Source organism: Metabacillus mangrovi, assembly GCF_009711125.1.
In the GTDB taxonomy this organism is placed as follows: domain Bacteria; phylum Bacillota; class Bacilli; order Bacillales; family Bacillaceae; genus Metabacillus_B; species Metabacillus_B mangrovi.
Genome location: NZ_WMIB01000044.1, coordinates 1 through 3,457, shown reverse-complemented (window position 1 = coordinate 3,457; position 3,457 = coordinate 1). Strand labels below are relative to the sequence as shown.

The window sequence follows — 3,457 nt, the reverse complement described above, 5'->3', positions numbered from 1 at the left end:
GCGCGCCCGAGAGGAGTCGAACCCCTAACCTTTTGATCCGTAGTCAAACGCTCTATCCAATTGAGCTACGGGCGCATTGGCGACTTTCATATGATATCAAATCGCTTTTGTTTTGTCAACATCTTTTTTAAAATGTTTTTGGAAGGGTTGAACCTTCGAAGCTTCTTTCCCTCAGTCAAATGTTCTATTAACATTTGGTTAGCTGTGGGCGCATCGGCGACTTTTATATATTATCAAATCGTATTTTTCTTGTCAACATTTTTAACGAAAAGTTTTTGATGCCCCTCAGAACAACTAAAAACATGACGACGCTTCAACCTTAACACCATTCTGATTACCATCATTACACCCGTCAAAAACCCCGCTGATATCGTTGGTTACATCCTGGCTTCGCACTCTTAATATCCTCCCCCCCTTCTAACCCGATGATCTTCGCCTTGACTGCTGAACAAACGCTGAATCCTGATTGGGCAAAATAGATCCCGCAGACCACGAATGTTTATATAAAACTAAATGGGATTAAAAGAGGCTGAGTCCCCTGAATGGCCCAGCCTTTATCCATATTCGACTGTCCATCAATAGATCCGTTTAATTTTATATCCTTTCTCTTCAAGCTCGTCCGGCACACTCGGATCAAGCAAAACATGAGCTGAACCAATGATTGCAAAGTAGGTTTGCCCATCATTTTCACGCAAGATATCATCAAGCTTATTCGCCATGTTCCTATTACGGGTATCAATCATCGCCTGTTTATATTCTTGCCCATTTTCCATGAAACCTTCCGACAGCTGATCAGTAAACGCATCCTCTTTGCCTTTAATCCAGTTATACCCTATTTGATTTAACGAAGCTGCCACTTCATCGTGGGACTTTATAGAATTCTCCAGCATCCGCACTTGTGTCTCCATACTGAAATTACTGAGCATCTGATTTTGCGTTTCAATGCTTTCCAATTCAACGATTTCTTTTTTGTCCTCTAAAGAACGTTTAAGGAAATATAAATCAACTCCATGCTCTGGAGCCACTTCACTTTTTTTCACACTAATCTGAGCTAACAAACCCTCTACAAACCATGGCTGAAAGCTGTTATAATCTTCTACTGCCAATTGATTCTCTTTAAATATCTCTGACAGTCTGGCATAGGACTTCTCCGATACAACGTCTTTAAGAGTCGTGGCATCCCCGAACATAGCAATCTTGTTCATTTCTTCTTCATCTGTTTCCGCTTCAAACATATTCACTTCCGGGAGGATAACATCTGAACTCTCATACGCTTCTTCAATTTCAGGAGCAAGAGGATAAAAGTCTTCGTGACCCAAATGAGTGGTTCCTTGCACATACATGGTTGTTTCGCCATGAACAACTTTCCATAGAAAACCTCCGCCTCCCTCATAATTATTATCCTTCTCACTTTCTTTCTGTTTGTCTTCCTGTCCGGGCACTTCTACAGACTCGCTTTTAATGCCTGAGCAGCCAGCAGCCAAAAGCAAAATGAACAATAAACACATTCCCGTAAGTTGTTTCATCATTTTAACCTTCCCCTTTCTTGAAACAGAAAAGCTGTTCGTTCTTCCTGGTCAATGAACTGAGGTGCAGTATAGCAGCTAAAATCACGAATCACTCCAACTTGCTGTCTCGATATCAATTAACCAATGACGGCGTAACATTAAAGCACGCTCCGTTCCAGCAATTGCAGCTGCTACTCCAATGAAAAAATTTGTCCAGATCGATAATTTGATTGGAGATTCAAATACCCCTATGTTATCAGATATCCAGGGAATCTCAGTGATTGTCTCCATTAATTGCGGTACGGATAAGCCTAATGACATGATCAAAGTCGCTATAGCTATGAATTCAATGAACCTGCTGATAATCGGAAACCGTTTATGGACCCATAATCGAAAACCTCTGAGTGAACGTTTATCCGGATATACAGAAAAAGCGTCTCTCCTGTCAGATATATATTGAATCCTGTTAATTCCACTGAAATTATTTGTTATCTCAATTACGCCATAATCTACCGGAAACGCAGCAGGAAGTTTAGAAAAGGCAACATGCCTGCCCTCGCGATAAAGATCAGCACGTGGCTCTTCTGCAAAAAATTTGGACTTTATAGCATAATGTACAGTTTCCCCATCAGTATCACTCTTTACTTCTGCATGAAATAAGGAGTGTGTGAAGAGATTCCATATCCGATACGGCTTCAAAAGATGGCCGTCGCCTACTTTTACTTTTTTCATTTTCCTGCGGCGTTTGCTTTCCCGAATAAAGCCAAACATGTTTCAGAACCACCTTCCTTTAATAGGATAAATTTCATCTAACTAAAGAACACTCAGTATTTGACTATCCATTTTAAATTTTGTTCATTCAATCAGTTTAAGTCTAAAAAAATTTAATGTTGGACGTTTCGCTGCTTTTGGCAGATACGATGATTCCTATTTACGAGTGCACGATTGATCGTGCACTCGTTTAAGCATGAAAAACTCTCCATCAATAAGCTATTTAATCATTTTCAAAATGTTCTCTTTTACCTTTTCACCGTAATCTTTAATTCCAGCATCATCCTGAGGCAAGGACATGGCTGATGATATAGATCCTCTGATCATGATTCCGACTACTTTAGTGTCAAAGTCACCAAATTCATTAGATTCCTGTCCTTTAACCAGGATTTCTTCTAACCTTACTTGTACCTCTTCTTCCGGATTCATTTCCCCCTTAAAATAAGGGACATTGTCTGGTGTGCGTATATTAAAAACAATTTCCAATAATGCAGTGATATTTCCTCGTTTTATATTCCGATACTCTATGCCCGCTTCTACAAACGCCATTAATTTCCCCATATTCGTCTGTTCCATTTCTACTCTTTCCCTAATAAAAGTCTTCTCTTCTTCAACCAAATAAACGATGATATGGTTCATCAAGTCTTCTTTACCTGAGAAATGGTACGAGATAAGTCCTGTACTGGTCTTTGCTTTACTGGCTATTTTAGAGAGGCTTGTGCTTACATAACCTATGTCTGTTAACACTTCAATCGCAGCTTTAATAATTTGCTCTTTGCGCGCATCGGCAATAAGATATTGTTTACTCTTCATCCTTTATCCGCCTTCTCTTAATTGATTGTCCATTCTTTATTTTGATTGATTAATCAGTTTTTATTTTAAACGAGCCCACTATTGCTGTCAAGGCTGTATACGCGCACAAGTTAAAGGGAAGGAATGCGTAAAATACATAAAAAAGAACCGGAGCTTTAAGCTCCGGTCCTTTTGATGTTCTTATGATGCGGCCGAGAAGAGTCGAACTTCCACGGGGTTGCCCCCACTAGGCCCTCAACCTAGCGCGTCTGCCATTCCGCCACGACCGCGAAATACTAATTTGTAAAGATGCGGGTGAAGGGAGTCGAACCCCCACGCCCGAAGGCGCCAGATCCTAAGTCTGGTGCGTCTGCCAATTCCGCCAC

At 40.6% G+C, this 3,457-nt stretch carries 3 protein-coding genes and 2 tRNA genes; all 5 read right to left on the bottom strand.

Annotated elements, in window-relative coordinates; all coding sequences use genetic code 11:
* Position 1 precedes the first annotated feature (1 nt).
* Positions 2 to 75, bottom strand: a tRNA-Arg gene (locus GKZ89_RS20620).
* A 500-nt stretch (positions 76 to 575) separates the two neighbouring features.
* The gene (locus GKZ89_RS20615) at positions 576 to 1,529 is read right to left on the bottom strand and encodes a TraB/GumN family protein (protein ID WP_155114292.1); all 954 of its coding nucleotides are present in this window, start codon (positions 1,527 to 1,529) and stop codon (positions 576 to 578) included.
* An 81-nt stretch (positions 1,530 to 1,610) separates the two neighbouring features.
* Positions 1,611 to 2,279 (bottom strand): hypothetical protein, encoded by a 669-nt coding sequence (locus tag GKZ89_RS20610; protein ID WP_155114291.1) that lies wholly within the window; start codon positions 2,277 to 2,279, stop codon positions 1,611 to 1,613.
* 219 nt (positions 2,280 to 2,498) lie between these two features.
* The gene (locus GKZ89_RS20605) at positions 2,499 to 3,092 is read right to left on the bottom strand and encodes a TetR/AcrR family transcriptional regulator (RefSeq protein ID WP_155114290.1); all 594 of its coding nucleotides are present in this window, start codon (positions 3,090 to 3,092) and stop codon (positions 2,499 to 2,501) included.
* A 186-nt stretch (positions 3,093 to 3,278) separates the two neighbouring features.
* Positions 3,279 to 3,361 (bottom strand) — tRNA-Leu (locus GKZ89_RS20600).
* Positions 3,362 to 3,457: the final 96 nt, after the last annotated feature.

Coding starts and splice junctions, on each gene's coding strand:
- GKZ89_RS20615 (WP_155114292.1), bottom strand. CDS start 1,529: ATGATGAAACAACTTACGGGAATGTGTTTATTGTTCATTTTGCTTTTG.
- GKZ89_RS20610 (WP_155114291.1), bottom strand. CDS start 2,279: ATGTTTGGCTTTATTCGGGAAAGCAAACGCCGCAGGAAAATGAAAAAA.
- GKZ89_RS20605 (WP_155114290.1), bottom strand. CDS start 3,092: ATGAAGAGTAAACAATATCTTATTGCCGATGCGCGCAAAGAGCAAATT.